This window comes from Bacillus toyonensis BCT-7112, from assembly GCF_000496285.1.
GTDB lineage: Bacteria > Bacillota > Bacilli > Bacillales > Bacillaceae_G > Bacillus_A > Bacillus_A toyonensis.
This window is the reverse complement of sequence record NC_022781.1, coordinates 1,413,283-1,434,658: the sequence shown is the minus strand read 5'-3', so window position 1 is coordinate 1,434,658 and position 21,376 is coordinate 1,413,283. Positions and strand designations below refer to the sequence as shown.

General features: G+C 36.3%; 30 protein-coding genes and 1 pseudogene. 22 read left to right on the top strand and 9 right to left on the bottom strand.

The features are described from left to right. Window positions 1-203 precede the first annotated feature (203 nt). Entirely contained in the window at window positions 204-740 is a 537-nt protein-coding gene (locus BTOYO_RS07330; RefSeq protein WP_002048959.1) for a hypothetical protein, read from the top strand. A 35-nt stretch (window positions 741-775) separates the two neighbouring features. On the opposite strand, the gene BTOYO_RS07325 is transcribed toward BTOYO_RS07330, so the two are convergent. Then, window positions 776-1,159, bottom strand: a complete 384-nt coding sequence (locus BTOYO_RS07325; protein WP_000108653.1) for a rhodanese-like domain-containing protein — start codon at window positions 1,157-1,159, stop codon at window positions 776-778. Window positions 1,160-1,329: 170 nt separating this feature from the next. Between BTOYO_RS07325 and BTOYO_RS07320 the strand changes: the two genes are divergently transcribed. Beyond that, the gene (locus BTOYO_RS07320; RefSeq protein WP_000514090.1) at window positions 1,330-2,166 is read left to right on the top strand and encodes a lipoate--protein ligase family protein; all 837 of its coding nucleotides are present in this window, start codon (window positions 1,330-1,332) and stop codon (window positions 2,164-2,166) included. 27 nt (window positions 2,167-2,193) lie between these two features. Here BTOYO_RS07320 and BTOYO_RS07315 read toward each other — a convergent pair whose 3' ends face one another. The 3 genes from BTOYO_RS07315 to BTOYO_RS07305 all read right to left on the bottom strand — a co-directional run bounded on the left by BTOYO_RS07315 (window position 2,194) and on the right by BTOYO_RS07305 (window position 4,231). Continuing rightward, complete coding sequence (locus BTOYO_RS07315; protein ID WP_000111888.1) at window positions 2,194-3,036, bottom strand: hypothetical protein; 843 nt, start codon at window positions 3,034-3,036, stop codon at window positions 2,194-2,196. Window positions 3,037-3,236: 200 nt separating this feature from the next. Then, window positions 3,237-3,908, bottom strand: a complete 672-nt coding sequence (locus BTOYO_RS07310; RefSeq protein WP_000993594.1) for a DUF1129 family protein — start codon at window positions 3,906-3,908, stop codon at window positions 3,237-3,239. A 5-nt stretch (window positions 3,909-3,913) separates the two neighbouring features. After that, on the bottom strand, window positions 3,914-4,231 hold the full coding sequence (locus BTOYO_RS07305; protein WP_000556090.1) for a PadR family transcriptional regulator: 318 nt from the start codon (window positions 4,229-4,231) through the stop codon (window positions 3,914-3,916). A 116-nt stretch (window positions 4,232-4,347) separates the two neighbouring features. Here BTOYO_RS07305 and splB point away from each other — a divergent pair, with 116 nt between their 5' ends. The 3 genes from splB (at window position 4,348) to BTOYO_RS07290 (ending at window position 6,662) form a co-directional block, all read left to right on the top strand. Continuing rightward, a complete protein-coding gene (splB, locus tag BTOYO_RS07300) occupies window positions 4,348-5,373 on the top strand; it encodes a spore photoproduct lyase (protein ID WP_000802126.1) in 1,026 nt (341 codons plus the stop codon). A 144-nt stretch (window positions 5,374-5,517) separates the two neighbouring features. Beyond that, window positions 5,518-5,946: a transcriptional regulator MntR gene (mntR, locus tag BTOYO_RS07295; protein ID WP_001143071.1), complete on the top strand. Its 429-nt coding sequence runs from the start codon at window positions 5,518-5,520 to the stop codon at window positions 5,944-5,946. A gap of 53 nt (window positions 5,947-5,999) precedes the next feature. Continuing rightward, window positions 6,000-6,662, top strand: a complete 663-nt coding sequence (locus BTOYO_RS07290; RefSeq protein WP_000643926.1) for an HAD family hydrolase — start codon at window positions 6,000-6,002, stop codon at window positions 6,660-6,662. On the opposite strand, the gene BTOYO_RS07285 is transcribed toward BTOYO_RS07290, so the two are convergent. Beyond that, on the bottom strand, window positions 6,659-7,060 hold the full coding sequence (locus tag BTOYO_RS07285; RefSeq protein WP_001014465.1) for an SA1362 family protein: 402 nt from the start codon (window positions 7,058-7,060) through the stop codon (window positions 6,659-6,661). The two genes, BTOYO_RS07290 and BTOYO_RS07285, sit on opposite strands and share 4 nt — an antisense overlap. A 79-nt stretch (window positions 7,061-7,139) precedes the next feature. Next, window positions 7,140-8,059 (bottom strand): annotated as a pseudogene (locus tag BTOYO_RS07280) (DUF1385 domain-containing protein). A 244-nt stretch (window positions 8,060-8,303) separates the two neighbouring features. Here BTOYO_RS07280 and BTOYO_RS07275 point away from each other — a divergent pair. Genes BTOYO_RS07275 through efp form a run of 4 tightly spaced genes read left to right on the top strand, consistent with a single transcriptional unit; the run spans window position 8,304 to window position 10,930 of the window. Continuing rightward, window positions 8,304-8,792 (top strand): YqhR family membrane protein, encoded by a 489-nt coding sequence (locus BTOYO_RS07275; protein WP_000076902.1) that lies wholly within the window; start codon window positions 8,304-8,306, stop codon window positions 8,790-8,792. A 52-nt stretch (window positions 8,793-8,844) separates the two neighbouring features. Next, window positions 8,845-9,285, top strand: a complete 441-nt coding sequence (gene aroQ, locus BTOYO_RS07270; protein WP_000735144.1) for a type II 3-dehydroquinate dehydratase — start codon at window positions 8,845-8,847, stop codon at window positions 9,283-9,285. Window positions 9,286-9,289: 4 nt separating this feature from the next. Continuing rightward, window positions 9,290-10,351, top strand: a complete 1,062-nt coding sequence (gene pepQ, locus BTOYO_RS07265) for a Xaa-Pro dipeptidase (protein ID WP_000411034.1) — start codon at window positions 9,290-9,292, stop codon at window positions 10,349-10,351. Between the two features lie 21 nt (window positions 10,352-10,372). After that, on the top strand, window positions 10,373-10,930 hold the full coding sequence (gene efp, locus BTOYO_RS07260) for an elongation factor P (protein ID WP_000626519.1): 558 nt from the start codon (window positions 10,373-10,375) through the stop codon (window positions 10,928-10,930). 34 nt (window positions 10,931-10,964) lie between these two features. Here the strand turns inward: efp and BTOYO_RS07255 are convergent, their stop codons facing one another. Both BTOYO_RS07255 and BTOYO_RS07250 read right to left on the bottom strand, forming a co-directional pair. Then, entirely contained in the window at window positions 10,965-11,285 is a 321-nt protein-coding gene (locus BTOYO_RS07255; protein WP_000866179.1) for a hypothetical protein, read from the bottom strand. Then, window positions 11,266-11,844 (bottom strand): GNAT family N-acetyltransferase, encoded by a 579-nt coding sequence (locus BTOYO_RS07250; RefSeq protein WP_001164999.1) that lies wholly within the window; start codon window positions 11,842-11,844, stop codon window positions 11,266-11,268. Before BTOYO_RS07250 ends, BTOYO_RS07255 begins: the two co-directional genes overlap by 20 nt. A gap of 191 nt (window positions 11,845-12,035) precedes the next feature. Here BTOYO_RS07250 and BTOYO_RS07245 point away from each other — a divergent pair, with 191 nt between their 5' ends. From BTOYO_RS07245 to BTOYO_RS07205, 9 genes are read left to right on the top strand one after another with little or no spacing between them, the layout of a single operon-like run. Continuing rightward, a complete protein-coding gene (locus BTOYO_RS07245; protein WP_000816054.1) occupies window positions 12,036-12,317 on the top strand; it encodes a YqhV family protein in 282 nt (93 codons plus the stop codon). 27 nt (window positions 12,318-12,344) lie between these two features. Then, entirely contained in the window at window positions 12,345-13,271 is a 927-nt protein-coding gene (gene spoIIIAA, locus BTOYO_RS07240; RefSeq protein WP_000665879.1) for a stage III sporulation protein AA, read from the top strand. Beyond that, complete coding sequence (spoIIIAB, locus tag BTOYO_RS07235) at window positions 13,265-13,780, top strand: stage III sporulation protein SpoIIIAB (protein ID WP_015000953.1); 516 nt, start codon at window positions 13,265-13,267, stop codon at window positions 13,778-13,780. Before spoIIIAA ends, spoIIIAB begins: the two co-directional genes overlap by 7 nt. A 14-nt stretch (window positions 13,781-13,794) precedes the next feature. Then, complete coding sequence (gene spoIIIAC, locus BTOYO_RS07230) at window positions 13,795-13,998, top strand: stage III sporulation protein AC (protein WP_000020914.1); 204 nt, start codon at window positions 13,795-13,797, stop codon at window positions 13,996-13,998. Window positions 13,999-14,021: 23 nt separating this feature from the next. After that, window positions 14,022-14,405, top strand: coding sequence for a stage III sporulation protein AD (spoIIIAD, locus tag BTOYO_RS07225; protein WP_077393170.1), 384 nt, complete (start codon window positions 14,022-14,024; stop codon window positions 14,403-14,405). Window positions 14,406-14,415: 10 nt separating this feature from the next. After that, window positions 14,416-15,588 (top strand): stage III sporulation protein AE, encoded by a 1,173-nt coding sequence (spoIIIAE, locus tag BTOYO_RS07220; protein ID WP_000944633.1) that lies wholly within the window; start codon window positions 14,416-14,418, stop codon window positions 15,586-15,588. A 12-nt stretch (window positions 15,589-15,600) separates the two neighbouring features. Continuing rightward, window positions 15,601-16,233, top strand: coding sequence for a stage III sporulation protein AF (gene spoIIIAF / locus BTOYO_RS07215; RefSeq protein WP_001161042.1), 633 nt, complete (start codon window positions 15,601-15,603; stop codon window positions 16,231-16,233). After that, the gene (gene spoIIIAG / locus BTOYO_RS07210; RefSeq protein WP_000428106.1) at window positions 16,223-16,885 is read left to right on the top strand and encodes a stage III sporulation protein AG; all 663 of its coding nucleotides are present in this window, start codon (window positions 16,223-16,225) and stop codon (window positions 16,883-16,885) included. The genes spoIIIAF and spoIIIAG overlap by 11 nt, the downstream gene beginning before the upstream one ends. A 15-nt stretch (window positions 16,886-16,900) precedes the next feature. Next, on the top strand, window positions 16,901-17,560 hold the full coding sequence (locus BTOYO_RS07205) for a SpoIIIAH-like family protein (protein WP_000914719.1): 660 nt from the start codon (window positions 16,901-16,903) through the stop codon (window positions 17,558-17,560). Window positions 17,561-17,685: 125 nt separating this feature from the next. Here the strand turns inward: BTOYO_RS07205 and BTOYO_RS07200 are convergent, their stop codons facing one another. Further along, the gene (locus BTOYO_RS07200) at window positions 17,686-17,880 is read right to left on the bottom strand and encodes a hypothetical protein (protein ID WP_000638008.1); all 195 of its coding nucleotides are present in this window, start codon (window positions 17,878-17,880) and stop codon (window positions 17,686-17,688) included. Window positions 17,881-18,350: 470 nt separating this feature from the next. Between BTOYO_RS07200 and accB the strand changes: the two genes are divergently transcribed. The 4 genes from accB (at window position 18,351) to nusB (ending at window position 21,362) form a co-directional block, all read left to right on the top strand. Beyond that, window positions 18,351-18,839 (top strand): acetyl-CoA carboxylase biotin carboxyl carrier protein, encoded by a 489-nt coding sequence (accB, locus tag BTOYO_RS07195; RefSeq protein ID WP_000472854.1) that lies wholly within the window; start codon window positions 18,351-18,353, stop codon window positions 18,837-18,839. 16 nt (window positions 18,840-18,855) lie between these two features. Continuing rightward, window positions 18,856-20,208: an acetyl-CoA carboxylase biotin carboxylase subunit gene (gene accC / locus BTOYO_RS07190; RefSeq protein WP_000592880.1), complete on the top strand. Its 1,353-nt coding sequence runs from the start codon at window positions 18,856-18,858 to the stop codon at window positions 20,206-20,208. Between the two features lie 22 nt (window positions 20,209-20,230). After that, window positions 20,231-20,623 carry an Asp23/Gls24 family envelope stress response protein gene (locus BTOYO_RS07185; protein WP_000807630.1) on the top strand — a complete coding sequence of 131 codons (393 nt, stop codon included), beginning with the start codon at window positions 20,231-20,233 and terminating at the stop codon, window positions 20,621-20,623. Window positions 20,624-20,969: 346 nt separating this feature from the next. Then, window positions 20,970-21,362, top strand: a complete 393-nt coding sequence (nusB, locus tag BTOYO_RS07180; RefSeq protein ID WP_000830246.1) for a N utilization substance protein NusB — start codon at window positions 20,970-20,972, stop codon at window positions 21,360-21,362. Window positions 21,363-21,376 lie beyond the last annotated feature (14 nt).

The following is a 21,376-nucleotide window of genomic DNA, read 5'->3' as shown; positions in this document are numbered from 1 at the left end:
ACCATTTCGTTTGGGCGTAAGAATAGCGAAGTCTTTCTGTTTGTTTGAAAGCAGTTTTGTCAAAATGTGTGAGAATAACGAGGAAAGTTTTCAAAGGTGGAGTGTGGCATTCAAGCGAATATGAACAACATATAAACGCTTTGTTCGTTAAGAGGGCGGTATGAAAGGGCGGAAACAAATTGAAAAAAGGAATCATTTGTTTCGTGTTTTCTAGTGTATTACTTAGCTCATGTTCATTTCAGCAAACGATGCAAGAAGAAAAAACATTTGTGGGAACAACAGGTGGGGCTACAGATCGCGTTACGGATCCGATTCCGTTAAAAGAACTTCCAAAATATTTTCCGGCGAAATTTAAAGTTCCTACCTTTTTACCGTATGACATTACGAGTGATGTGTTGGGTGAAGTAAGAACGATTGAAAAGAAGAATGCTGTCTTAACGATTAAATATAAACAACAGGAGCAAGGTAGACATGAGTATATTGAGCTAACTGTTGCAAATTTCCCTTACAGTTTTCCGGATTTTGTAGAAGAAAAGCGATTTCAAGAACAAATGAAATTGAATAATGGAGCGTCTGCTTATTTTAAAAATAAAGATGACTTCGAGAGAGGAGAGGAATTTGCTACGCTTCTATGGAAAGAAAAGGGGATTGAATATCAGTTATTATATCGTAATGTAGAAGAGAACGATGCAGATGTAATAAAAAAGAATCTATATTACATTGCAAACAATATGAAATAAAAAACTAACTGCAGCATGCAGCTAGTTTTTGTATGTTATTTCTTTTTAATTTTACCTGTCCAAGATTTAAATCCACCTTGTAATTGGTAGAAATCTTTGTAACCTTGTTTTTTTAAGTATTGAGCTGCACGGCCTGTACGGAATCCGCTTTGGCAGTATAAGTAAACAGGTTGATCTTGGCGAAGTTCTTTATGACGAAGGCGAATTTGTGATAACGGAATGTTACGTGCACCTAAAATGTGTCCTGCGTTATATTCGTCTGCTTCGCGAATATCGATAAGCTGTGCTTTACGGTAGCCAGCGCGAAATTCTTCTTCTGTAAGAGTTTTAATTAATTTTTTCTGATAGAAATACATCCATACAGTGTAACCGATGAACGCTACGATTACGGCTAATAAAATAATCCAAGTTGTTGACACGGTTCTATCGCTCCCTTTTTTCTTATCCTACTTTCAATATTATAATGCCCATATGTATTTATGCAACAGATTCATTTGTATATAAGGAGAAATTTCGTATTCTTTCACAAATTTTGTCGAATTTGGTAGACTAGAGAATGTGAAAAATAATTGGTTATATGAGGTGTAGGATGGGAAAAGAAAAATGGTGTTATATTAACTCTGGTCAATGTTCACCAGCGTTTAATATGGCGTTAGACGAATGTTTATTAAATTGGCAAAGTGAAAAGAAGATGCAACCAACAATTCGTTTTTATGAATGGGAAGTACCAACATTAACAGTCGGGTATTTCCAGCGTGTTGAAAAAGATATAAATATGGATGTAGTTAACGAAAAGAAATATGGGTTCGTTCGTCGTCAAACAGGCGGCAGGGGTGTACTACATGACAAAGAATTAACGTACAGTGTTATTGTGTCTGAAGATCATCCAAATATGCCAAAAACAGTTACGGAAGCATACCGCGTTATTTCGCAAGGCTTATTGGACGGTTTTAAGGCATTAGGATTAGAAGCGTATTATGCAGTTCCGAAAACAGAGGCGGATCGTGAGAATTTAAAAAATCCGCGTTCAGGAGTATGTTTTGATGCGCCATCTTGGTATGAAATTGTAGTTGAAGGAAGAAAAATCGCAGGTAGTGCTCAAACACGTCAAAAAGGTGTTATTTTACAGCACGGATCGATTCCGTTAGAAATAGATTTAGACGAACTATACGACCTATTTTTATTCCCAAATGAACGTGTGAAAGAACGTATGAAAAGTATGTTTTCTTCTAAAGCGGTAGCAATTAATAAATTGACAGACCGTACATTTACGATCGAACAGTTAATTAAAGCGTTCGAGGTTGGGTTTGAAAAAGGATTGGATATAGAGCTTGTGCCATATGAATTAACAGAAGAACAGTTACATGAAGTTCAAACGTTAGCAAAAGAAAAGTATGAAAGTAAGGAATGGAATTATAAAAAATAAGAGATGGCGATTGCCATCTCTTATTTTTTATAGTAAATTAAGTACTTTTTCTACTTTGATTCCTTTATCTTGTAAAGAACGAAGGCGATTTACAACGTCCATAATTTCTTTGTCGAATGTAACGCTAATACCTTGGCTTTGTAGTTCTTCTTTTAAGCCTTCAATAGAATCATCTATGTCGATGCCAAGCTCGTAATCTTGACAAACTTCAATTGTCTTTTTCACGAGTTTCACATAATTTTCTTGTAGTTTTGAATTTGTTTCAGTCAAAGCAGGTTGTTTCGGTTTTGCTGGAGCAACCGGTACTGTCTCTGGCTTTGTAACTGAAGTAGGGACTACTTTTTTCACAGGTGCTGGAGTAGTTAGTTCTACAGCTGCTTCTACGCTTACTGGCTTCGGCGTCGGTACCGGAGTAGGCTTAGGGGCCATAGCAGGTGTTTCTACACGCGTAATAGGTTTAGGAGCAGGTGTAACTGCTTTTGGAGCTTCTACAACTACTTCTTTTTTCGGTGTGGCTTCTACCGGTGTTTCTTCTTGACCAGCAGCCTCTTTATTTTCTTTACTCCACATAACGCGTTCTATTTCTAGAGAAACATTGTTTTTGTTCATCGCTGATAATGTAACTTTACCAACTTCAGCGTTTCCAGTGAAATCAACAATTTTATAAATAACACTCTTGTTCCAATCCACGTTTCCGCTCAAAAATAATTCTTCGTTACATTTCGGCGTTAAGCCCTCGATTTTAATTTCTGCGTTTACACCGTTTTCACTGTATACCATAATTAGCGAAGCATTTACATCTTCGTCTGCTAACATTAGTTCACGTACCATTTTGCCGGTGCGTACTTGCGTTTTCTTCTTAACTGACATCTAATTTCTCCTCTCAAAAATTCAGTAATAATAAAAAAATCGTATAACGAAAAATAATTGCTCACGAAGATTTATGATACCGATAATAAAAGCATCACGTCAACAATTAACTTTAATTATTTTGCATTTTTCTTATTTTCTTTATGAAATTTTTCAATTTGTAAAATTAGACAGAAGAAAAACAGCCTTTTGAAAGGCTGTTAAAAATTTGATTTTTTGTATAGTAATTTATATAAAATGAAAAATAAGATAGCAATTAAGGCGTTTTGCCAAAAGGTTAGGTGGTAAATGAGATAAGGTTGCTTTTTAAAATAAATATTTAAGAATACAGCTGAACAAAATGGAGTAGCAAAAGCGATACCAAATAGAATTCGTCTTTTCCAATTCATCTTTTGATTAAAGGAGTAACGCTTTAGTAAATATAAAATAAGTAGGATTCCTAGTACAATTAGTGAAACAGACAAAGTGGTTCCCAGGATACTAAAAGGTGGACTTATTATTTCGGTTTTCTTTTCAAAAAAGAAAATGAAAAGAGAAGCAATGGCGTCCATTCCAAACTGTATAGCAAGAAGTAAGCTAATAACAAAACCGATTAAAGAAGTTTTTTCTAACTTTGTTTGAGCTGGTAAAGCCGATATGAGTTCATCACAATAAGATTGTAAGTCATTGCCGAAAATATCATAAGCATTTTTATTTTCTCTTTGTGCTTCGATGAGATGATCTAATATTTCTAATAATAGTTCTTCTACTTGTTGTTCAGGTACGTTAGATAACCGAAGATATACTAGCATATCGCCATAAGAAGCTTCGTTTTCAAATGTTAGAAGTTTGCGTTTTTTGTTGTTCAATTCAATCATGTCTTGCGCATTCATCCCTATCACTCTCCCTGTAATAAGTTGTTCACCGTTGTCGAAACCATTCCCCAGCTTTGTTTAAATTCTTCAAGCTGTTCTATTCCTTTATCGGTTACATGATAATATTTTCGCTTTGGACCGAGTGAGGAAGCTTTTAATGTTCCTTCAATTAGCCTCTCTTTTTGCATACGTAACAATAACGGATATATGCTTCCTTCGCTGACAAATGTAAAGCCGTATTTATTTAATTTTGTACTCAGCTCATATCCATACACTTCTTCTTGCGAAATGATGTATAGGATGCAACCTTCGAGTACACCTTTTAACATTTGGCTATGTATGATTTCCCCACCTTTTATTCAGGTAACTTGCCTTGCAACGCAAGTTACTGAAGTGGAAAACTTTAATGCGTTTTAATTTTTCCGTGTTCTCCATACTAACGAGAGGAGGGAAGTATATGAAACCGTTTATGCCAAAACTTGTTTACTTTGAACCGAAGGCACTCGAATATCCACTTGGAAAAGAGCTGTATGAGAAGTTTACGAAGATGGGATTAGAAATTCGTGAAACGACATCCCATAATCAAATTAGAAATTTGCCAGGTGAAAATGATTTGCAAAAGTATCGCAATGCAAAGGCAACGCTTGTCGTTGGGGTGAGGAAGACATTAAAGTTTGATACGTCAAAGCCGTCAGCTGAATATGCAATTCCGCTTGCAACAGGGTGTATGGGACATTGCCATTATTGTTATTTGCAAACGACCCTTGGTAGTAAACCTTACGTTCGTGTATATGTGAATCTAGATGAAATATTTGAGAAGGCACAGCAATATATGGATGAAAGGGCACCAGAAATAACAAGATTTGAAGCGGCGTGTACATCAGATATCGTTGGAATTGATCATTTAACGCATGCTTTAAAGCGAACGATCGAATTTATGGGAGAAAGTGAGCATGGGCGTTTACGTTTCGTTACGAAATATTCGCACGTTGATCATTTATTAGATGCAAAGCATAATGGGAAAACGCGTTTTCGATTTAGCATTAATTCACGTTATGTGATTAAAAATTTTGAACCGGGGACATCGCCGTTCGAAGAGAGAATTGAGGCTGCTCGTAAAGTGGCAGGGGCTAATTATCCACTTGGCTTTATAGTTGCGCCACTTTATATGCATGAAGGATGGGAAGAGGGGTATCGTGAATTGTTTGAGAGATTATACAATGCCTTGAAAGATATGGTGATACCAAATTTAACGTTTGAATTAATTCAGCATCGCTTTACGAAGCCGGCAAAAAAGGTCATTCAAGCGCGTTATCCGAATACGAAACTTGAAATGGACGAAGAGAAGCGGAAATATAAATGGGGACGATACGGTATTGGGAAATACGTCTATAAAAAAGATGATGCAGAAGTATTGGAGGAAACGATTCGAGGATATATTCGTCACTTTTTTCCTGACGCAGAAATTCAATATTTCACATGAAAGGAACTTGTATTTGAATGCGGGTTCTTTTCTCTTTTGCAGATTTAGGCTCGTTTCTACCTTGTCACGTTATTCTTTCTGGTGTATCATTTTATTGATTGCTTCGTTCGGAATAAGCAAAATGAAATTGGATGGAGGAAACCGATGCCTACCCCTAGTATGGAAGATTATATTGAACAAATTTATTTGTTGATTGATGAAAAGGGTTATGCCCGCGTATCTGATATTGCTGAAGCGCTTAGTGTACATCCATCCTCTGTAACAAAAATGGTGCAAAAATTAGACAAAGATGAATATCTAATTTATGAAAAATATAGAGGGCTTGTATTAACATCAAAAGGTAAAAAAATCGGAGAACGTCTCGTATATCGTCATGACTTGCTAGAGCAGTTTATGCGTATTATTGGTTTGGATGAAAGCAAGATTTACAATGATGTTGAAGGGATTGAACATCATTTAAGTTGGGAAGCAATTGACCGTATCGGTGATTTAGTACAATATTTTGAACAAGATGAGGTTCGAGTAGAAACACTTCGTGGTGTTCAAAAAGCAAATGAAGAGAAAAGTAATTAAGGGGAACGGATGGCGTTTCCTTTTTTATTTCAATCGAAAAGGACGGGAGAATTATGAAAGCAATTATTTTTGATTTTGATGGATTAATTGTGGACACAGAAACAATATGGTTTCACTCTTTCAGAGATGCTGTTCGTGAGTACGGCGGAGAGTTACCTTTAGAGGAATTTGCGAAATGTATTGGAACGACAGATAATGTACTTTATGCATATTTAAAGGAACAATTAAAAGAAAAGTTTAACGAGCGTGCACTAAAAGAAAAGGTGACGACTTTACATAAAGAGAAAATGAAAATACCAGAAGCGCGTGATGGGGTAAAAGAATATTTAGAAGAAGCGAAAGAAATGGGATTGAAAATCGCATTAGCTTCTAGTTCATCTAGAGAATGGGTTGTTCGTTTTTTAGAAGATCTACAGATTCGAGATTATTTTGAAGTAATTAAAACGAGAGAAGATGTTGAGAAGGTAAAACCAGATCCAGCACTTTATCGAATTGCAATAGAGGAATTAGGAATTGAACCATCAGAAGCTGTTGTATTTGAAGACTCATTAAATGGATTGAAAGCAGCGGTTGCGGCAGGATTAAAATGCGTCGTTGTTCCAAATGATGTGACAAGAAATTTACCATTTGAAAATCATCACCTTCGAATTGAAAGTATGATAGATAAAACTTTGAAAGAAGTGCTTGAAAGTATAAAGAAAGACCGTATTTCCTAAAAGGAAGCACGGTCTTTCTTTTTGTTCTTTTTACCTTCAATGACAGTTAAATGAGATTGTTTTCTTTTTCGTTTCAACGATGGAGAATTACCCTTTTTGCCCTTGTCATCAGAAGTATTTCGTTTCAAGAATGAATTGCTTAGGGGTGCTACATTTTGTTTCCCATGTTTGCGGTTCGATTGTTTTGCAGCGCGCTTATATGAGCTTTGCGAATTTGCAGAACCACTGGAATTAGTAAACATCTTGTATAGCAAGTAAAAGATACCGACAACAAGTAACATATACCCGATATTTCTTAATACACCCATTGGATTTGTAATTACAGATGAAACAAGGCCGAATATTGCTAATCCAATTATAAGCACAAATATAGCGAAAGTAAACGAACGACCGTTCATAAGGAACACCTCCTAAAAACATATATTAAAATTAGTATATTAACGATGAGGAGAGGAGTTGAACACCATTTTTAAATAATTATTGTTTGTTTTCTAAACGTAATAATTCTTCAAACGATGCAATAGCTACTTCCACTTGATCATCTGTTGGTTCTTTCGTTGTTAATAGTTGCAGCCATAATCCGGGATATCCAAGTATGCGTAATACAGGAATGTCTCGCAATCGATTCGTAAATTGTAGTACTTCAAACGAAATGCCGAGAACGACTGGAATTAATAAAATTCGGTTTATTACTCGTGCCCAAAGTGGATCTGTAGGAACGAGGAAATAAACAAACATTCCAATAATGACTGTAAATATAATAAAGCTACTACCACATCTATAATGGAGGCGGGTTTGCTTTTGGACGTTTTCTACAGTCATAGGAAGATTATTCTCATAAGCATTAATTACTTTATGCTCTGCACCGTGATACTGAAATACCCGTTTAATAAGTGGGGTTAAAGAAATAAAGTATATATAGCTCAATAGTAGCATGAGCTTAATGACACTTTCGACAATGATTTGCCCTGTATGAGATGGGAAAATCGGTCTCGTTAATTCAGCTAATAGTGCAGGAACTGCTGTGAAAATGACTTTACCGAATATGAAAGATAAAACGCCAACTGCTGCAACTCCTAATACCATCGTTAATTTTGATTGTTCTTCTTTTTATTTGCAATTTGTTCATCATCTTCTGGGTGGACATCAAATCGTTCTGAAGCGAAGTTTAAATGCTTTGCTCCATTCGCACTTGCGTCCACAATGGCGGCAATACCTCGTAAAAATGGAATTTTTTTTAGGATAGATAATGCTTTATTACGAACGCGTGGTAATCGATAAAATTCAATCGATTTATCTTTACGACGAACCGCTGTAACAGTATATTCTCTACCGCCAAACATAACTCCTTCTATGACTGCTTGCCCGCCATATATTTGTTTTGACTCTTCTGCCATGTTAACACCAACCTGTATTTGTTTCTCTCTTATGTAGAAAAAGAGGCAATTGTCATACTGGGTTCTGTCGTTTTGAAATAAGACAATCACCGAGTTTCCTTTATTTTATCGACAAATACAAGTATATGACAAGAGAAAATGTTACGAGAGTCGGACATTTCTTATTCTTTTTATAGACAAATTTCGCAGTATTTAAACATGCTTCAAAATAGTTTCGGGCATACTATTGAGCGGAGGTGTTGATGTGAGTCAAGAACAATTAGGAACAAGGAATTATGTGCAAATCGGTTTGTTTGGTGGAATTTTTTGGGGAGGAATATGGTATTTCCTTCATATATTTTCATTCACGGAAGCGGGACCTAATTATTTACTGTTACCATTTGCGTTTGGGAGTTGGAAAGAAGGGATATGGGGCAATCTGTCAGGAATTGTTTGCATGGGACTTCTTTCAATCTTGATTTCCTTTTTGTATAAAGCGTTTTTGGCGAAATTTGAAGGAATCATTCCAGGGATTATTTATGGGCTATTTTGGTGGGCGTTACTGTTTTTCGGAATGGGTTTAATGGCACCTGTTATTAAAAGTGCGTTCAATTTGCCGAAAGAGACGATTGTGACGACAATATGTATTTTTATATTGTATGGTGTGTTTATTGCATACTCTGTTTCTTACGCAGTAAATAGTAATAAAGCGGAGCAAGAAGGAGAAGAGAAGACGAACTATTCAAATAAGTAACTCCTATGTTAAAATGTTGTATAGATATTTAATATTAAGGAGTTTTAAGAATATGAAAAAGTTACTCCTCGTAAACGGTCCTAACTTAAATCGCCTCGGTGTTCGTGAGGTAAATGTATATGGAAAGGGCACGTTAGCGACACTTGAAGCAGATATGAAGCAAGAAGCAAAAACAATGGGAGTGGAGTTAGAATGTTTCCAATCGAATCATGAAGGTGCGATTATCGATCGTCTTCATGAGGCTGAAGATATATATGAAGGGATCATTTTAAATCCTGGAGCATTTACGCATTATAGCTATGCAATTCGAGATGCAATTGCGAGCATTTCGATTCCTGTTATTGAAGTACATATCTCTAACATTCACCAGCGTGAATCGTTCCGTCACGAATCTGTGACGGCGGCTGTTTGTGCAGGACAAATTGTTGGATTTGGTTTTTATGGCTATAAGTTAGCGTTATTTGCATTAATGGAGAAATTAAGGGAGGCATAAAGTCATGGAGAAAATCGAAAGATTAAGAAGCGCATTTGCTGAGGCTGGTATCGACGGTATTTTATTAACAAATGAACATAGTCGTAGATACATGGCTAACTTCACTGGAACAGCTGGGGTTGTACTTATTTCAAAAGAGCGTGCTCAATTTATTACGGATTTTCGTTATGTAGAGCAGGCTAGTAAACAAGCTGTTGGATATGAAATCGTGCAGCATGCAGGATTAATTATTGATGAAGTTGCAAAGCAAGTGAAAGAACTTGGAATTCAAAAGCTTGGCTTTGAGCAGGATACTCTTACATATAGCTCTTACGTAACGCATAATGAGGCGATCGAAGCTGAATTTATCCCGACTTCTGGGCTTGTAGAAAAGTTACGCTTGATAAAGACTGATTCAGAGATTAAGATATTAAAGGAAGCTGCACAGATTGCAGATGCTGCCTTTGAGCATATTCTATCATTCATTCGCCCGGGAGTATCTGAAATTGAAGTGTCAAATGAACTTGAATTTTTCATGAGAAAACAAGGAGCAACATCTTCTTCGTTTGATATTATCGTTGCTTCAGGTCTTCGTTCGGCATTACCGCACGGCGTGGCATCTGAAAAAGTGATAGAAACAGGAGATTTCGTTACATTAGACTTCGGCGCTTATTACAAAGGGTATTGTTCTGATATTACTCGTACAATTGCAGTCGGTGAACCATCTGATAAATTAAAAGAAATTTATAATGTCGTTTTAGAAGCACAATTACGTGGTGTAAACGGTATTAAAGCTGGTTTAACAGGCCGCGAGGCAGATGCATTAACGCGTGATTACATAACGGAAAAAGGATATGGTGAATACTTTGGACACTCTACTGGTCATGGAATCGGCCTTGAAATCCATGAAGCGCCAGGTTTAGCGTTCCGTTCTGATACAGTACTTGAACCAGGTATGGCTGTAACAGTAGAACCAGGTATTTATATTCCAGGTATTGGCGGCGTACGTATTGAAGATGATATCATTGTAACGAGTGAAGGTAATGAAGTAATTACGAAATCACCAAAAGAACTTATTATTTTGTAATACACAGGAGGATTTTTTTACATGATTTCAGTAAACGATTTTCGTACAGGTTTAACAATTTCAGTGGACAATGCCCTTTGGCAAGTACTTGATTTCCAACACGTAAAGCCAGGTAAAGGTGCTGCATTCGTTCGTTCTAAACTACGTAACCTTCGCACAGGTTCTGTTCAAGAGAAAACATTCCGTGCAGGTGAAAAAGTAGAAAAAGCACACATCGAAAACCGTCGTATGCAATACTTATACGCGAGCGGTGAGGCTCATGTATTTATGGATAACGGAACTTATGAGCAAATCGAACTTGGTGAAAACCAAATCGAGCGCGAATTAAAATTCCTAAAAGAAAACATGGAAGTATCTATTATGACATACCAAGGTGAAGTACTTGGTGTTGAACTTCCGAACACAGTTGAATTAAAAGTTACAGAAACAGAGCCTGGTATTAAAGGTGACACAGCTTCTAACGTAACAAAACCAGCTACATTAGAAACTGGTCTTGTTGTACAAGTACCAATCTTCATTAACGAAGGCGAAATGCTTATCATCAACACTGGTGAAGGTAAATACGTTTCTCGTGCATAGTAAAAAAGCACTCGTGATTATCACGAGTGCTTTTTTATAGAAAATAGGGCATATAGTAAATTGCGGTGACAACAAAACTAACTAAAACAAGTGAAAGAGTACCCGCTATATATGGTGTGAAAATGAATTGAAATGGTTTTATTTCACCAGTCTCAACACCAGTTAATGTTTTACTTATTGCGTGATCTGTAATGTTATTTCTATGGTTACTCATAATAATTAACCACATAATTGCAAATATTGCTAGACTGCCAAGGAAAAAGGTCTCTATAAATGACCAACCGACCAATAATGAAAAAAGATAAATAAGAGCTAATTCTACTACAATTGTTAAACTAATTTTCAAAACCTTCATATTTTCCCCCCTCATTTTGTACGTCCAGCCAATTTAAAAATTTCTTACGCGATACGACATGCAGTACGCAAGGTGATTTTACTTCTTTCTCCAGTGCAGCATGTTTGCCTGGAAACTTGTTTTTCACATGCAATGAAATGTAAGGTAGTTTTTCTTGTGCTTTTAACGAGCGAATGTTAGTCGTTTTAGCACCAGTGAATACGTATGTAAGTTGTAAGTCTAAAAAAGCGATTTTAAAGATTTCTTTTTTAGCTGCCTCATTATACCCTTTACCCCAATATGGATAGCCAAGCCAACTACCAATGTGAGATTGTTTCTTCCCATAATTAATATGTTTAAGTGTGGTGAGGCCAAGTATTTCATTCTCTTCATTTACAATCATTCTCGATAAAGACTTCTTTTGGCGCTCTTCTTCTATTGCAAAAAGAAGAAATGCTTTCGTGTCTTCGACTTTTTCTACCTGTATTCCTAATGCATTTTTTACGTGTGGTTCACTTGATAGCTCAAAAAGCACATTTGCATAGCGTAAATCAAGTGGTAATAAAGTAACGTGCTGCATCGTCTATACCCCTTTTAAATTAAATATACCATAATATACCATTAAAAAACACGAATATTCAGATTTAAATAAAGGTGTTAGAGAAAAATTATGTTTTTACTTCTGAAATAGACAACCTCTGCATATGGTTGTACAAATATATTCTTTTTTGGAATGTAGAATTCGTAACCGTTACGGGAGAAGGTGGGAGAATGAAACAGTGGCTAGCGGCAATGGAAACATCCGTGCTCGTAATGGGGTTACTTCGGTTGTTTTCGGGTAGCGCGGAAATATTCGCCGCTTTGCTTATGCTTTACGTGAATGATGCGAAGAAAGCATTGTTTATAAATGGTATGTTGGCGTTTGTTGGACCGACCGTATTAATTTTAACAATGACAATAGGCATAGCGAGTGTAGCGAGCGAAATTTCTTTCTTGAAACTCTTTTTTCTGGCACTTGGAATTGGCTGCATTTTTATCGCATTGTTGAAATAGTAAGTCGAGTATAGTGGGGAGAAGCCTATGAAAGAAGTATTAGAGGTTTTACCAAAAATGATGAAACAGTTAGTTGAAAGTTGTAAGCAATACAATACTTTAGAGGAAATTCGTGTTCGAATTGGAAGACCGCTAGAGTGTATTGCGCATGGAGAGGTGTTTTTTTATGACTATATCGCTACAGCAGAAGATGCAAGTTACTTATTGAATAAGTTAAGTCAATTCTCAATTTATACGATGGAAGAGGAATTGAAACGTGGGTATGTGACACTTCGAGGAGGACATAGAATTGGCCTAGCAGGAAAAGTCATTACAGAGAAAAGTACAGTGAAAATGATTCGTGATGTCTCTTCATTTAATATTCGTATTGCTCGTCAAAAAATAGGAATAGCTGAGCCGCTTTTGCCGTATTTGTATGAATCAAGATGGTTAAACACGATGGTAATTGGCCCGCCGCAAACGGGGAAAACGACACTTTTAAGGGATGTAGCACGTTGCATGAGTCAAGGGGTTGGTACGTCGAAAATTCCTTCTTGCAAAGTGGGGATTGTTGATGAGCGGTCAGAAATTGCTGGATGTGTGAAAGGAATCCCTCAGTATGAATTTGGTACACGAGTAGATGTGTTAGACGCATGTCCAAAGGCTGAAGGAATGATGATGATGATTCGTTCTATGAGTCCAGATGTTTTGATCGTAGATGAGATTGGACGTAAAGAAGATAGTGAAGCAATTATGGAGGCGGTGCATGCAGGGGTCCAGCTTTTTATAAGTGCACACGGGTTTTCTTATGATGATGTTGTGAAACGTCCATCGCTACAGGCAGTGCTGGAGCTTGGCATATTTGATAGGTTTGTGGAGTTATCAAAAGCAAGAGGCCCAGGAACAGTTATGCAAGTGAAAGATAGATATGGAAAACCAGTACTACCGAATCGAAAGGCTGGGGGCGTATGGTGAAAATAATTGGTGCAGTGTTAATCGTTGCGGTCAGCACTTTTTTCGGGTTTTCATACGCAAAAAGATATAGTGAGAGGCCGCGGCAACTTAGACTATTAAAATCGGCACTCCAATCATTAGAGGCAGAAATTATGTATGGGCACACACCTTTATCTGAAGCCGCCGAACGATTAGTTAAACAAATGCCCAAGCCATTAAATTGGATATTTCAAAGTTTCGCCAAAAAACTAGAAAACGGGGAACAAACAGTAAGGGAAGCTTGGATAGAAAGTTTGAAAGAGAATTGGAAGTTAACAGCATTTCAACAAACCGAGTATGAAATCTTGCAGCAATTTGGTGAAACACTTGGACAACATGATCGTGAATCACAACAAAAACATATTCGATTATGTATTACACATTTAGAGAGAGAGGAAGAAGAAGCGAAAGCGTTACAACTGCAATATGAAAAAATGATTAAGAGCTTAGGGGTACTAGCGGGGCTACTTATCGTAATTTTACTGCTATAGGAGGGAGAAAGGCGATGTCCATTGATGTTGGATTAATATTTCAAATCGCCGGAATCGGCATTGTTTTAGCTTTCATTCATACCGTATTAAAAGAATTAAAACGAGAGGATATTGCAAATTGGGTTATCCTTGTCGGTTTTGTCGTCATTCTATTCCATGTTGCATTTTTAATTAATACGTTGTTCGACAAGATTAAAAGTGTCTTTCTCTTCCAGTAAAGGAGGCGGTTCGAATCGAAATTATACAAATTGTCGGATTAGGCCTCGTTGCTACGTTTTTAGCAGCTGTTTTGAATCAGCATAAATCTAGCATTACATCGTTATTTATTGTTTTTGTAGGTAGCGTAATGTTTCTTATTTTAATCGATCAAATTCACTCTATTTTACAAATGATTGAGAGAGTAGCGAGTGAAGCGAAAGTTAGCAACGTCTATGTAGAAACGTTACTGAAAATTATTGGGATTGCTTATATCGCTGAGTTTGGAGCGCAAATTACAAAAGATGCTGGGCAAGGTGCAATCGCTTCGAAAATTGAACTAGCTGGTAAAATCTTAATTCTCGTTATGGCAATTCCTATTTTGACAGTCGTAATTGAAACTATTCTCGGATTTTTACCGACGGGATAAGGGGGAGTGAATGTTGAGGAAGTTTGGAGCTAAGCTGCTATTTGCTTGCTTCCTTTTCTTTTCTTTACCGGTTGTTGTACAAGCTTCTCCTGTAGAAACAAACGTCGTTGATCAACAATTGGATAAGCTCGGAATTGAAGATGTGAAGCAATTTTGGGACGGGCTTGTTACAAAATATGGAGGTTATTTACCAGAGAGTCAAAAAGGAAGCTTTATGGAGTTTGTAAAGGGAGAAAAAGAATTCTCTATAAAAGAATGGATGCTAGGTTTATTAAAATATTTGTTTCACGAGCTTGCTGCAAATGGAAAGCTACTTGGAACACTCATTATGCTCACAATTTTTAGTGCATTGTTGCAATCACTGCAATCTGCCTTTTCAAAGAGTAGTGTAAGTAAAATTGCCGATGCAGTTGTATATATGGTGCTTATTATTTTTGCTTTAAATAGTTTTTATGTGGTTATGACATATGCAAGAGAAACGATACAAACAATGGTAGATTTCATATTAGCGCTATTACCAATCTTGCTTGCACTCATAGCAACTGGAGGCGGTGTTGTATCTGTATCGTTTTTTCATCCGATTATCATTTTCTTAATGAATACGAGTGGGCTTCTTATGAATTACATCGTTCTACCACTTTTATTACTTGCAACGATATTAAGTATTGTAAGTACGATGAGTGATCAATATAAAGTTACGAAATTGTCTAAGCTTCTGCAAAACGTTAGCGTTGGGATTATCGGGATCTTTTTAACGATTTTTTTAGGAGTATTATCTGTACAAGGAACAGCGACAGCGGTTGCTGATGGGATAGCTGTGAAAACTGCTAAATTTGTAACAGGGAACTTTATTCCTGTAGTTGGAAGGATGTTTACAGAGGCAGCGGATACTGTTATTAGTGCGTCGGGGTTATTAAAAAATACAGTCGGAATTATAGGGCTCGTTATTTTATGTTTAATTGTCGCTTTTCCAGCGATTCAAATTTTTTGTATCGCGTTTATTTATAAATTCGCAGCAGCAGTATTGCAACCAGTTGGCGGAGGAGCAATTATTCAATGTTTAGATATCATTGGACGAAGCATCATTTACGTGTTTGCTTGCTTAGCTATCGTATCATTTATGTTCTTTTTAAGTATCACAATTATTATTGCTGCGGGGAACATTACGCTTATGATGCGATAGGAGGTGAAGAGTATGCAATTTGTTACAGAGTGGATTAGAAATATTATCGTTTTTTTACTCTTAGCGACAATGCTTCATCTTATTCTTCCAAACTCGAATTTGCAAAAATACGTTAAATTCGTCGTAAGTCTACTATTAGTTGTATTAATTTTAACACCTCTTTTTAAACTGTTGCAAACAGATGTAAATGAAGTAATCGCAAATTTTAATGAAGAAAAGTATGTAGCAGAGGGATCTGTAAAAAATTCAATAGATTCGAAGAAAAAAGAAATACAAGCTCTAACACGTGCATATAGTTTAGAAGAGATGGCTACCAAAATGAAAAAAGAAGTAGGAAAAGAGTTTGAGAAAAAGTATGGTATGACAGTCTCTGAAATACAAATAGTCGCAACGGAAAGGGTAGAAGAAGTAAAGTCAGCCAAAGATATTCAATCTGTTGTTGTGACGTTGAAAGAAAAAGAACGCAGTAAAAATGACGCAATTGAAACAGTAAAGCCAATTGAAATTAATACGAATGAACCTCCAAAAAAGGTAGAAGAAACGAATGTAGAAATGAAAGATTTCTTTTCAAGCAGGTGGCAACTAGAGAATAAACAAATCCAAGTTCAAACGGAAGGGAGGACAGGTAGAGTAAATGGAAAATAAAGATAAAAATTCGAAGTTCTCATTTTTTCGAAACTTATTGAATGGGGATCAAAAAGAAAGCAACGAGAAGGGGAAAAAGGTAACACCTAAGTTTTTACTTGTCCTACTCATACTTGGAATTTTGCTTATGTTTTCTAGTAGTCTCTTTTCAAGTAAAAAAGAAGAAGTACCTGTATTTAAAGAACAAAAAACTCAAAACCAAGAAAAAGACGTACCAACTTTCGGACAAAAAAGTAATGATAGTATGTCAAATGTAGAAAAATATGAAAAAGCGTATGAACAAGAATTAAAAGCTGCTTTAGAAGAAATAGCAGGAGTAAAAGACGTAACGATTAAGGTGAATTTAGATTCATCTGAAGAAAAAATTTTAGAAAAAAATACAGTGAAACGCTCACAAACAACAGGTGAAACAGATAAAACAGGCGGTAAGAGGGAAGTAGAGGACGAGTCTCTTGATGAAAAGACTGTCATTATACGTGAAGGTGATAAAGAAACTCCCGTTGTTTTACGGACAGAGAAACCGAAAGTACGAGGTGTTCTCGTCGTAGCAAAAGGAGTGGATAATATACAAGTTAAAGCAATGGTAAAAGAAGCTGTGATAAGGCTGCTAGATGTACCAGCCCATCGTGTTTCAGTTTCACCGAAAAATTGATAGGGAGGAAATAAAGTGTTAAAAAAACAAACGGTTTGGCTATTAACAATGTTAAGTTTAGTTGTTGTACTATCTGTGTATTACGTAACAACTCCTGACAAAATGAATACAGCATCGCCGGCAACAGGTGAAAAGATTGGACAAGAAAAACAAGGTACTGACAAAGCAGTAACAAACGAAACGCCAAATAAAGAAACAACAAAAGAAACTCCAAGCAAGGAAACACCAAATAAAGAGACAACAAATAAAGAGACAGATAAAAAAGAAAATGCTAAAAAAGAAACAAGTAAAAAAGAGGGGAATGTATCAGTTCAATCGAGTGATGAGAATTTCACAGCTTTACGTATGCAAATGGAAGATAAGCGTAGTGCTGAAAGAGAAAAATTACAAAATGTAATAAAGTCTTCTAACGCTACTGCTGAAGAAAGAAGTAAGGCGAAAGATGGTATGGATGCAATCGCTACAATGGAAACAAAAGAAGGTTTACTTGAAACAGTTATTAAAGCTCAAGGAGGATATAAAGATGCCCTTGTAAGAGCTGATGGAACTGACATTAGAGTAACAGTGAAGGCAGCGAAACATTCACAAAAAGAAGCGAATAAAATTATACAGCTTGTAAGAAGTGAAGGCGGTTCTAAAGATGTAGGTGTGAAATTTGATCCATCAGCAAAATAAGTAGAATTTTAATCCGTGGGGGATTTCCCCCACGGATTATTAATTTTTACTAATCGCATTGTTTGTAAATAAGAACATAGAGTACTTCAAAATAATTAGATAAAAATAATAATAGAAAAAAGCTGTCACTTTCGATAGCTTTTTTCTATTTCGTCTTTGTATGTGTTTTTACTATGTTCAACTCGGAATGGAGAAATACGTTGTGAATAAAAAATTAGCGGTTCATGGTGATGATGATTACTTTTTCCAGATTTGACGTGGATGAAGAGAACGAATGCCCAAACCATTACGGCAGGTAAGAAGAGCATGAGCCATATCATATGTCCACACCTCGATACAATATATTTTCTACACTTTGAACATACTATTCTTATATGAAGGAATGATGAACGGCGTGTAAACAAAAAAATAATATTTGGTAAAAATATGTTATGAACCATAGATGTGGTGAAGAGTGGAGCGGCAATTATATGTTTACTGTGTAGCATTTTGAAAAGGTAAGGAATGTTTTTTAGGAAGTGGTCTTGCCAATTTCGTGTGAAACTTGGTATTATTACTAGGTAATAAATTTTTTATTGGAATAATATTTTTACAGGAGTTTCGATTTATTATAAAGAAATATAAATTGGAATGTTTAAAAAATTTATCGTAAGATGGAAATAGTAAATATTTCTATTAGTAAATAAAATAAATTTTCTAATAGAATACATCGTATTTTTACAGTCAATCTAGTGTTAGTGATGAGAATCTGTAAAAACGGGACAAACAAGAGTATGGGAGTGGATTTTACATGTTTAAAATTCAAGAAGTTCGTGAATTAATTAAATTAATTGATAGCTCTAATATTGATGAATTTGAATACAAAAAAGACGGTACAACAATCAAAATGAAAAAGCGTGGTAATGAAGTTGTTGCGATGCAAGCACCTGTAGCGAAACAAGCTATGCAACCAGTAGCATCTGTTGAAGTTGAAACAGCAGTAGCGGCAGCGCAAGTAGAAGCACCAAAACAAGAAGAGAAGAAAGCTGTTCAAGATGAAAACCTACATAAGATTACCTCACCAATGGTAGGTACATTCTATTCTTCATCTTCACCTGATACACCTCCATATGTAAGTGTTGGAGACAGGGTATCGAAAGATTCTATCGTATGTATTGTCGAGGCTATGAAGTTATTTAACGAAATTGACGCTGATGTAGAGGGCGAAATTGTTGAGATTCTTGTTAATAACGGACAGCTTGTTGAGTATGGACAACCGCTATTTCTTGTGAAAGCGTAATAAGGGAGTCTTTGTGATGATAAAAAAAGTATTAATAGCCAATCGTGGGGAAATTGCTGTACGAATTATTCGTGCTTGTAAAGAAATGGATATTGAAACAGTTGCGATTTATTCAGAAGCAGATAAAGAGTCACTTCACGTACAAATTGCAGATGAGGCGTATTGTGTAGGACCAACAGTTTCAAAAGAAAGTTATTTAAATTTGACGAACATTATTAGCGTTGCGAAGTTAACGGGCTGCGATGCTATCCATCCGGGATACGGATTTTTAGCAGAGAATGCAGATTTCGCAGAGTTATGCCGTGAATGTAACTTAATTTTTATCGGTCCAAGTCCAGAAGCTATTTCAAAGATGGGCACAAAAGACGTTGCTCGTGATACAATGGAAAAAGCAGGGGTTCCGATTGTACCAGGTTCACAAGGGATTATAAAAAATACCGAGGAAGCGATCGAGCTTGCAAATCAAATTGGATATCCAGTTATTATTAAAGCGACTGCAGGTGGCGGCGGAAAAGGTATTCGTGTTGCACGTCATGAAGAAGAGCTTGTAAAAGGAATTCAAATTACACAGCAAGAAGCTAGTACCGCTTTTGGGAACCCTGGTGTATACTTAGAAAAGTACGTTGAAGATTTCCGCCATGTTGAGATTCAAATAATGGCAGATACACACGGAAATGCCATTCATTTAGGAGAGCGTGATTGTACAATTCAGCGCCGTTTGCAGAAACTATTAGAAGAAAGTCCATCACCTGCACTTGATGAAAATGTTCGCAAGCAGATGGGGGAAGCGGCAGTTAAAGCGGCGGTAGCGGTTGATTATACAGGTGCTGGTACGGTTGAGTTTATTTATGAATATAAAACGAAAAGCTTTTATTTCATGGAGATGAATACGAGAATTCAAGTTGAGCATCCGGTTACTGAAATGGTGACAGGAATGGACTTAATTAAAGAGCAAATTCTTGTTGCTTCTGGAGAAAAGTTATCGTTACAGCAAGAAGAAGTACAATTTAATGGTTGGGCAATTGAATGCCGAATTAATGCGGAAAACCCTGCCAAAAAATTTATGCCATCTCCAGGTAAAGTAGAAATGTACTTACCACCAGGCGGATTTGGTATTCGCGTCGATTCAGCTGTATATCCGGGATATTCAATCCCACCTTTCTATGATTCGATGGTTGCTAAATTAATTGTTCACGGAAAAACACGTGAAGAGGCAATTGCAAAAATGAAGCGTGCACTCAGTGAGTTTGTCATTGAAGGTGTACATACAACAATCCCGTTCCATTTGCAATTGTTAGATCATCCTGATTTTGTAAAAGGTGAGTTTAATACGAAGTTTTTGGAAGAGCATGAACTTGTGACGCAGTGATACATTAAAGGAGGTTTTTTTCATGGCTGAACATATGTTAGATATGGGTCAAGATACAACTCTTGGTAAAGTAGAAATTGCACCAGAAGTAATTGAAGTAATTGCAGGTATTGCAGCTGCTGAGGTAGAAGGTGTGGCGGCAATGCGTGGTAATTTTGCTACAGATGTTGTTGAGAAGTTAGGTAAGAAAAATCATGGTAAAGGTGTAAAGGTTGAATTAGCAAACGAAGATATTATCGTCGACCTTTATGTTGTAATGTATTTTGGTGTAGCAATTCCAGTTGTTGCACAAAAGATTCAAGACAATATTCGCCAAGCACTCTTTACAATGACAGGACTTGAGCCAAAAGAAGTGAATGTTCACATCGTTGGCGTAACATTCGAAACACAAAAAACAGAAATTGAACCAGTGTAAGAATGAAAAAGGTGCCTAGTAACATAGGCATCTTTTTTATCGTTTCATTTCTTCACAAATTACAATCCTCTAATTGTTATACTATTTCAAAAAATAAGAAATAAAAAGAAAATGTTTCGTTTTTCCAAAAAACGTACATTGTGATAAGATATGGAACTTGAAGTTAATCTTTTTATTATTTTTCAGCCTTGTAACCCGTGTGTGAAACGATAAATTGTGTTATTATCATTGTATTATAAGGTTGGAAAATCAATGAAAACTGTAAGAGTAAGTGAATTGACGGCTTATAAATTATAATAATATAACAAAGCATAAGGAAAGACTTGAAGCATAAAGGAGAGTTACAATGAAACGTAGGACGGCTAGAGAAAGAGCTATGCAAGCATTATACCAAATGGATATTACAGGTGAATTAGAACCGAAGGTAGCGGTGGAAAATACGCTAGATGAAGGTGAAGAAACAAATGAGTTTTTAGAATCACTTGTTGTAGGATTTGTAGACAATAAAGAAGAGATTGACGCAGCAATTCGTCAAAACTTAAAAAAGTGGAAGCTTGAGCGTATTAGTATTGTTGATCGCAGTATTTTACGTGTAGCTGTGTATGAAATGAAGTACATGGAAGAAATTCCACACAACGTAACAATTAACGAGGCAATTGAAATTGCTAAAACATTTGGGGATGAGGAATCTCGTCGTTTTATTAACGGCGTTTTATCTAATATAAAAGATACACTGTAATTTCTTTAAGGGGG

Coding starts and splice junctions, on each gene's coding strand:
- BTOYO_RS07320 (WP_000514090.1), top strand. CDS start 1,330: ATGGGAAAAGAAAAATGGTGTTATATTAACTCTGGTCAATGTTCACCA.
- BTOYO_RS07315 (WP_000111888.1), bottom strand. CDS start 3,036: ATGTCAGTTAAGAAGAAAACGCAAGTACGCACCGGCAAAATGGTACGT.
- BTOYO_RS07310 (WP_000993594.1), bottom strand. CDS start 3,908: ATGAATGCGCAAGACATGATTGAATTGAACAACAAAAAACGCAAACTT.
- splB (WP_000802126.1), top strand. CDS start 4,348: ATGAAACCGTTTATGCCAAAACTTGTTTACTTTGAACCGAAGGCACTC.
- mntR (WP_001143071.1), top strand. CDS start 5,518: ATGCCTACCCCTAGTATGGAAGATTATATTGAACAAATTTATTTGTTG.
- BTOYO_RS07290 (WP_000643926.1), top strand. CDS start 6,000: ATGAAAGCAATTATTTTTGATTTTGATGGATTAATTGTGGACACAGAA.
- BTOYO_RS07285 (WP_001014465.1), bottom strand. CDS start 7,060: ATGAACGGTCGTTCGTTTACTTTCGCTATATTTGTGCTTATAATTGGA.
- aroQ (WP_000735144.1), top strand. CDS start 8,845: ATGAAAAAGTTACTCCTCGTAAACGGTCCTAACTTAAATCGCCTCGGT.
- pepQ (WP_000411034.1), top strand. CDS start 9,290: ATGGAGAAAATCGAAAGATTAAGAAGCGCATTTGCTGAGGCTGGTATC.
- efp (WP_000626519.1), top strand. CDS start 10,373: ATGATTTCAGTAAACGATTTTCGTACAGGTTTAACAATTTCAGTGGAC.
- BTOYO_RS07255 (WP_000866179.1), bottom strand. CDS start 11,285: ATGAAGGTTTTGAAAATTAGTTTAACAATTGTAGTAGAATTAGCTCTT.
- BTOYO_RS07250 (WP_001164999.1), bottom strand. CDS start 11,844: ATGCAGCACGTTACTTTATTACCACTTGATTTACGCTATGCAAATGTG.
- BTOYO_RS07245 (WP_000816054.1), top strand. CDS start 12,036: ATGAAACAGTGGCTAGCGGCAATGGAAACATCCGTGCTCGTAATGGGG.
- spoIIIAA (WP_000665879.1), top strand. CDS start 12,345: ATGAAAGAAGTATTAGAGGTTTTACCAAAAATGATGAAACAGTTAGTT.
- spoIIIAB (WP_015000953.1), top strand. CDS start 13,265: ATGGTGAAAATAATTGGTGCAGTGTTAATCGTTGCGGTCAGCACTTTT.
- spoIIIAC (WP_000020914.1), top strand. CDS start 13,795: ATGTCCATTGATGTTGGATTAATATTTCAAATCGCCGGAATCGGCATT.
- spoIIIAE (WP_000944633.1), top strand. CDS start 14,416: ATGTTGAGGAAGTTTGGAGCTAAGCTGCTATTTGCTTGCTTCCTTTTC.
- spoIIIAF (WP_001161042.1), top strand. CDS start 15,601: ATGCAATTTGTTACAGAGTGGATTAGAAATATTATCGTTTTTTTACTC.
- spoIIIAG (WP_000428106.1), top strand. CDS start 16,223: ATGGAAAATAAAGATAAAAATTCGAAGTTCTCATTTTTTCGAAACTTA.
- BTOYO_RS07200 (WP_000638008.1), bottom strand. CDS start 17,880: ATGATATGGCTCATGCTCTTCTTACCTGCCGTAATGGTTTGGGCATTC.
- accB (WP_000472854.1), top strand. CDS start 18,351: ATGTTTAAAATTCAAGAAGTTCGTGAATTAATTAAATTAATTGATAGC.
- accC (WP_000592880.1), top strand. CDS start 18,856: ATGATAAAAAAAGTATTAATAGCCAATCGTGGGGAAATTGCTGTACGA.
- BTOYO_RS07185 (WP_000807630.1), top strand. CDS start 20,231: ATGGCTGAACATATGTTAGATATGGGTCAAGATACAACTCTTGGTAAA.
- nusB (WP_000830246.1), top strand. CDS start 20,970: ATGAAACGTAGGACGGCTAGAGAAAGAGCTATGCAAGCATTATACCAA.